Below are 6,386 nucleotides of genomic sequence, written 5' to 3'. Positions count from 1 at the left end.
CCGGGCAGCAAAAGGGCTATCCTCGCCCACTGCGCCTCGGTTAGCTCATACCGCTTGATCCCCATCCATCCGCTCCGCGCCTCAACACGGAGCCACATGAATCAGACATCACGCCGTTTGTGAATCCTGAATGGCGATCCGGTCTAGCTGACACTGATGCCGCGGCTGCGCTAAGCCAAGGCGGCCGGCTCGATTCCCAGAAGAAGGCGTTTGCCGAACGGGCGCTCAATGCGGAGATGGATCACCATCTTGGCCAGGACGAACAAAGGGGCAACACCCCAAACGGCTATTGCCGCAAGACAGTGACGACTGACGGGCGGCGGATCGAGATGGAAGTAGCACGCGATCGGACGGGCAGTTTCGCCCCGCAGCTGATTGCTAAATACCAGCGCTGTTTCCCTGGCTTCGATGACAAGATCATATCGATGTACGCGCCTGGAATGAGTACGAGAGAGATCACCGGTCATCTGCGTGAACTGTACGGGATCGACGCATCCCTCGACCTGATCAGCACGATCACCAACGCGGTGCTGGAGGAAGTCTCAATCTGGCAACAGCGCCCGCTGGACCCAGCTGATCCGCTGGCTTTCTTCGATGCGATCCGGGGTAAGGTCCGCGATTAGGGCATGGTCCGCAACAAGGCGGTTCATATTGCCTTTGGGGGACTTGTCCACCACAGCGATCACGGCAGCCAACCGGTCAGATATGCCGGCCTCAATCTCCTGTTCTGCAAGCGGAAGCGACGGGCGGGCGTGCGGTGCGTTCGATCAGGATGTCATTGCGTTGCGGTCTGCCGCTTCGCCGACGGTCAGGCGACGGCGAACGGCCTTTTCGGGACGCCGGACCCCTGTAAGCGTCTTAGCAATAATCCTGCCCCAAAGTGGGGCATGTGCTTTCAGGTTTACTATGGGGCTTGGCTATGATGCGGTCGGCGCCTAGCCTTGATGTCATGCGCATCCTCTCGACCCTGCTGCTGGTGTCGGCAGCCATCACCGCGTCGGCCTTTGCCCAGAGCGCGCCGGCCCCGTTCACCCTTGCCGAAAATGGCCGGGGCTTTGCTTCGCTCGCCGATGCGATCGGCGCGATCGGTGATGGCAAGGGCACGGTCATCGTCGCGCCGGGTACCTATCGCCAGTGCGCGGTGCAGAATGGTGGCGAGGTGACGATCAAGGCCGCGACGCCGGGCAGTGCGATTTTCGACGGCACGATCTGCGAAGAAAAGGCGGCTTTGGTGCTGCGTGGACGCGCCACCATGGTCGATGGCCTGATCTTCCAGAATCTGCGCGTGCCTGACGGCAATGGATCGGGTATCCGCCTCGAAAAGGGCAATCTTTCCGTCAGTAACAGCCTGTTCCGCAACAGCGAGGAAGGCATTCTGACCGGCGAGGATCGCGGTGCCACGGTCCAGATCGACAAATCGACTTTCCGCCATCTGGGCCGGTGCGACCGCGATCTCGACTGCGCCCATGGCATCTATATCGGCCGGGTCGCGCGCCTTAGCGTCACCCGTTCGCGCTTCGACCAGGGCGATGGCGGCCATTATCTCAAGAGCCGCGCCGCGCAGGTCGATATCCGCGACAACAGCTTCGACGATAGCGGTGGCCATCTCACCAATTACATGATCGACCTCAGCAACGGCGCCAGCGGCCAGATCGTCGGCAACGACATGGTACAGGGCAAGGACAAGGATAATTGGTCCGCCTTTATCACCATCGCGCCGGAAGGCCGCGAGCAGGACAGCAGCGCCCTGGTGATCGAGGGGAACAAGGCCGGCTTCGTGCCGGGCCTGGCGCGCGGCTCGACCTTCGTCGCCAATTTTACCGACGATGTCGTCCGGATCGGCCAGAACCAGCTTGCCTCCAGCATGAAGGTGAAGGACCGGCGCTGACTTTGCCGCGCCGATCTGATAGGGAAGAGCCATGCGCACCACCTATGACAGCGCGACCGTCCGCCTCTATCATCTGGGCGACGACGGCGCGGCGATGACCATCCTGTATGGCCCCCTGAGCGAAGCCCTGCGCGTCGCCGAACAACAGCCGCAGGAGGTGCAGGACGGCCTGTTCCTCGCCACCGACAATGATGTCGTCGCCTATCTCGACCTGATCGAAAGCTGAGCCGCCGCGCATTTCGGACGAGAAAATAGGAAAAAGGCCGGTCCGTCAGGGTAACGGACCGGCCTTCGCTGGCCTGAAAACCAGAAGGGGGGACTGGTTCAGGCGGGCATTTTTCAGGCTGCCTCGGCTGCCTCCTCGGCAGTGGGCAGGCGGATCAGATAGTCGAAGGCCGACAGGGCTGCGGTTGACCCCGCACCCATGGCGATGACGATCTGCTTGTAGGGCACGGTGGTGCAGTCGCCGGCGGCGAAGATGCCGGGCTGACTGGTTTCGCCGCGCGCGTCGATCTCGATCTCGCCACGGGGCGAGAGGGCGATCGTGTCCTTGAGCCATTCGGTATTCGGAACGAGTCCGATCTGGACGAAAATGCCTTCCAGCTCGACATCATGCTCGGTGCCGCTGTTGCGGTCCTTGTAGCTGAGGCCGCTCACCCGTTCGCCATTGCCGTTCACCTTGGTGGTCAGCGCCGAGGTGATGATCTTGACGTTGGGCAGGCTGGCAAGCTTGCGCTGCAGCACCGCGTCGGCGCGGAGCTGGCTGTCAAACTCGATCAGCGTCACATGGGCGACGATGCCGGCCAGGTCGATCGCGGCTTCGACGCCGCTATTGCCGCCGCCGATCACCGCCACGCGCTTGCCCTTGAACAACGGACCATCGCAGTGCGGGCAGTAAGCCACGCCCTTGTTGCGATATTCGTCCTCGCCCGGCACGCCCATCTGCCTCCAGCGGGCGCCGGTCGACAGAATGATGGTGCGGCCCTTCAGCGACGCGCCATTTTCCAGCACGACTTCATGATAGCCGCCTTCGGTCTTGGCCGGGATCAGCTTCGCCGCCTTCTGCAGGTTCATGATCTCGACGTCATAATCCTTGACGTGCGCTTCCAGCGCGCTGGCGAGCTTGGGCCCTTCGGTGCGGCTGACCGAGATGAAATTCTCGATATCCATGGTGTCGAGCACCTGGCCGCCGAAGCGTTCCGCCGCCACGCCGGTGCGGATGCCTTTGCGCGCCGAATAGATGGCCGCCGCCGCGCCGGCAGGGCCGCCGCCGACCACCAGCACCTCGAACGGATCCTGCTTGCGGATCTTGTCTGCCGCCTTCGCCTCGGCGCCGCTGTCGATCTTGGCGACGATTTGCTCCAGCTCCATCCGGCCCTGGCCGAAGGGTTCGCCGTTGAGGAAGATGGTCGGCACCGCCATGACCTTGCGGGCGTCGACCTCATCCTTGAACAGGCCGCCGTCGATCGCGACATGGCTGATCCGGGGGTTGAGCACGCTCATCAGGTTCAGCGCCTGCACCACGTCGGGGCAGTTCTGGCACGACAGCGAGAAATAGGTTTCGAACGCATAGTCGCCGTCGAGATCCTTGACCTGCTGGATCAGATCCTGCGCGGCCTTGGACGGATGACCGCCGACCTGCAGCAAAGCGAGCACCAGCGAGGTGAATTCATGGCCCATCGGCAGGCCGGCGAAGGTGACGCCGATATCGGTGCCGACGCGGCGGATCATGAAGCTGGGCTTGCGCTTGTCGTTGCCGGTGGCAAGGCTGACCTTGTCCGAAAGCTCGGCGATTTCGCTCAGCAATTCGTTCATTTCGCGCGACTTGGCGCTTTCATCCAGCGAAGCCACCAGCTCGATCGGCTGGGTGATGTTTGCCAGATAGGCCTTCAACTGCCCCTTGAGATTTGCGTCCAACATGTCTGTCTGGCTCCGTGGAAAAGATGGCGGGCCGTCCCGATCGGGAAGACGCGACGGCCCGTCCGGGGAATTGGTGCGACCCAAAAGCCCCGTTGAAACTAAGATAAGTCTGTAGAAAGCGTTTTGAAGGTCCGCCGGGTCCCCTCAATCTGGGCGAACCCGGCGGCCTGTCAGCACCTAAAGATGCTTAGATCTTGCCGACGAGGTCGAGCGAGGGGGCGAGGGTTTCCGCGCCTTCTTCCCACTTGGCGGGGCAGACTTCGCCCGGATGGCTGGTCCAGTACTGCAGCGCCTTGATCTTGCGCAGCAGTTCGGCAGCGTTGCGACCCACGCCCTCGGGGGTGATTTCGACCAGCTGGATCACGCCTTCCGGATCGAGCACGAAGGTGCCGCGGTCGGCCAGGCCGACGCCTTCGCGCAGCACGCCGAACTGGTTCGAGATGTCGTGATTCTGGTCACCCAGCATGTAATAGTTGATCTTGCCGATGGCCGGCGAGGTGTCGTGCCAGGCCTTGTGGCAGAAATGGGTGTCGGTCGACACCGAATAGACTTCCACGCCCATGCCCTGCAGGGTGGGGTAGATGTCGGCCAGGTCTTCCAGCTCGGTCGGGCAGACGAAGGTGAAGTCGGCCGGGTAGAAGAAGAAGACGGCCCACTTGCCCTTGACGTCGGCATCGGTGACGTCGACGAACTTGCCTTCCTTGAAAGCGGTTGCCTTGAAAGGCTGCAGGGGGGTGTTGATGAGAGCCATGGGCTATCCAGTTCCTTGATTAGGGTTGCTGTTGCGAAGCCTGTTTAGGGAAGCGGATGATTCGGGGGAAATTGGTTTTCTCGGACATGTTGATAGATAAAAGCGATCACACGCTATCCGATTAATCGAACGGCTCATTGATCCCGCAAGGCATGGCTCATTGCCTGTTCGACTAGCTGCTGCGCCTCCGCCGCGCTGAAACTGGTGGGGTCCAGGCAATATTCCAGCCACAGCCCGTCGACCAGCGCGGTGAGGCCGATCGCCTTGAGCCGTACTTGCGCGGCGGAGAAGGCCGGCGCGGCGGCGGCGACCAGCCCCTCCAATTGCGCGCGCGATGCGGCATAGATGTCGGCATGGGCGGCCGCGACATCGGCGTTGGACTTGATCAGGCTCCAGAAGGCGATCCAGGTGGCGAGCAGGTCGGCGTCGAGCACGGGCGCGCGGAAATTGGCCTGGAGAAAGGCGCGTAGCCGGTCCAGCGGAGCATCGCCCGCGCCTGCGATCGCATCGTCCATCGCCTGGGACACGCGCTGCCCGACATCGCGATAGGTCGCCAGGATCAGCGCGTCGACGCCCTCGAAATAATGGGTCAGCAGCCCCGACGATACGCCCGCGGCGGCGCAGATGGCGCGGACAGAGGTGCCTGCCACGCCCTTTTCCGCCAGACATTTTGCCGTTGCGTCGATCAGTGCCTGCCGCCGGACATCGGCGGACTCCCGTACGAATTTCGCTCTCACTTGCCCCCCGGCATGGGACGACCCGGCGCCCCGAACATGCTATTCTGTTGCCGCTCATTGTGCGGAAATGACGGGCGCTGGCAAGCGCCGTTCGACCCGATTGCGGATCGATCCGGCCGGTTCGCCCGTTTCCCCCGCATATTGTCGTCATGACAGCAAGGAGACCATGGATGATCCGACAGCCCGCCACCACGTCCGCCCTTCGCCTGATCCTGCCCGGTCTGGGCGCGGTATTGCTGCTGGGTGGCTGCGCCAAGGGCGTGGACAATGAAGCGGTGGCGAACAATGCGAGCGTGCCGCCCCATGCCGAAGCGATCGAGGATACGGACTCTGTCGCGGCCCCGGACAATGCAGGCGCGGCGCTGCCCGCCGACGAATGGGTCGGGCGCTGGACGGGGCCGGAAGGGCTGTTCCTCGACATCCAGCCCGCGCCCGATGGGAAGCCGGGCCATTATGCGCTGGCCAACAAGGATAATCTCGACCGGGAGGCGACCTATAGCGGCCTGGCCGATGGCGCGACGATCCGCTTCGTGCGCGATGGCCGCGATCTCGCCATTCGGCCGGGCACCGGGGCGGAGACGGGCTTCAAATATCTCGCCGACAAGCAGGACTGCCTGATCGTGAAGCCGGGCGAGGAAGGCTATTGCCGATAATGCGGGATCGGCAAAGGTCATGCCTACGCGACAGGGCCGAAGTTCACAGTGTCGTGCGGCATTTGGGGCTGTTTGCACTGGATACGCGCTCGCCACGCGCCCATGGCGCGCCAGTCGCGCGTCAACTGGGTCAGGACAGTGTCGGGCCGACGCGCCGGTTGGGTCATGCCGACGCGACAGGGAGGTGACACATGGGGCACCGACCGTGGCGGGCTCCGGCCGGGGCGAGAGAAGGGGGCGGTGCTGGTGCTTCGCTCAGGGTAGATCAGAGATTAGGCGAGACGGACAGGGCTTTGCTGCGCTTGCCTGACGATGTCGGGTTTTGACGGCTGACGCGCAAATGCTGGCCTCTCCATCTTCGTCATCCCGGACTTGATCCGGGTCCATTCTGCGCTCGCTCTCGGGCGTAGTGCCGAATGGATCCCCTGAGTTCACAA

Annotated in this window: 6 protein-coding genes and 1 pseudogene; 4 read left to right on the top strand and 3 right to left on the bottom strand. The window is 63.0% G+C overall.

Annotated elements, in window-relative coordinates; all coding sequences use genetic code 11:
- Window positions 1-107: 107 nt before the first annotated feature.
- From AC13EK_RS17840 to AC13EK_RS17830, 3 genes and pseudogenes are all read left to right on the top strand, one after another.
- A pseudogene (locus AC13EK_RS17840) lies at window positions 108-620 on the top strand (transposase); the annotation flags it as partial.
- A gap of 329 nt (window positions 621-949) precedes the next feature.
- Entirely contained in the window at window positions 950-1,888 is a 939-nt protein-coding gene (locus AC13EK_RS17835; RefSeq protein ID WP_069338532.1) for a right-handed parallel beta-helix repeat-containing protein, read from the top strand.
- A 31-nt stretch (window positions 1,889-1,919) separates the two neighbouring features.
- Window positions 1,920-2,114, top strand: coding sequence for a hypothetical protein (locus AC13EK_RS17830; RefSeq protein WP_004210651.1), 195 nt, complete (start codon window positions 1,920-1,922; stop codon window positions 2,112-2,114).
- A 113-nt stretch (window positions 2,115-2,227) separates the two neighbouring features.
- On the opposite strand, the gene ahpF is transcribed toward AC13EK_RS17830, so the two are convergent.
- From ahpF to betI, 3 genes are all read right to left on the bottom strand, one after another.
- Window positions 2,228-3,808 carry an alkyl hydroperoxide reductase subunit F gene (ahpF, locus tag AC13EK_RS17825; protein ID WP_069338521.1) on the bottom strand — a complete coding sequence of 527 codons (1,581 nt, stop codon included), beginning with the start codon at window positions 3,806-3,808 and terminating at the stop codon, window positions 2,228-2,230.
- Between the two features lie 187 nt (window positions 3,809-3,995).
- Window positions 3,996-4,559, bottom strand: a complete 564-nt coding sequence (ahpC, locus tag AC13EK_RS17820) for an alkyl hydroperoxide reductase subunit C (protein WP_004210655.1) — start codon at window positions 4,557-4,559, stop codon at window positions 3,996-3,998.
- 134 nt (window positions 4,560-4,693) lie between these two features.
- Window positions 4,694-5,296, bottom strand: coding sequence for a transcriptional regulator BetI (betI, locus tag AC13EK_RS17815; RefSeq protein ID WP_069338522.1), 603 nt, complete (start codon window positions 5,294-5,296; stop codon window positions 4,694-4,696).
- 170 nt (window positions 5,297-5,466) lie between these two features.
- Between betI and AC13EK_RS17810 the strand changes: the two genes are divergently transcribed.
- On the top strand, window positions 5,467-5,949 hold the full coding sequence (locus AC13EK_RS17810; RefSeq protein ID WP_069338523.1) for a hypothetical protein: 483 nt from the start codon (window positions 5,467-5,469) through the stop codon (window positions 5,947-5,949).
- The last annotated feature ends 437 nt before the right edge of the window (window positions 5,950-6,386 follow it).

The organism is Sphingobium sp. L-44 (genome assembly GCF_056859495.1).
Note: the sequence above shows the minus strand (reverse complement) of the source record. Positions and strands in the feature narration are given on the sequence as shown.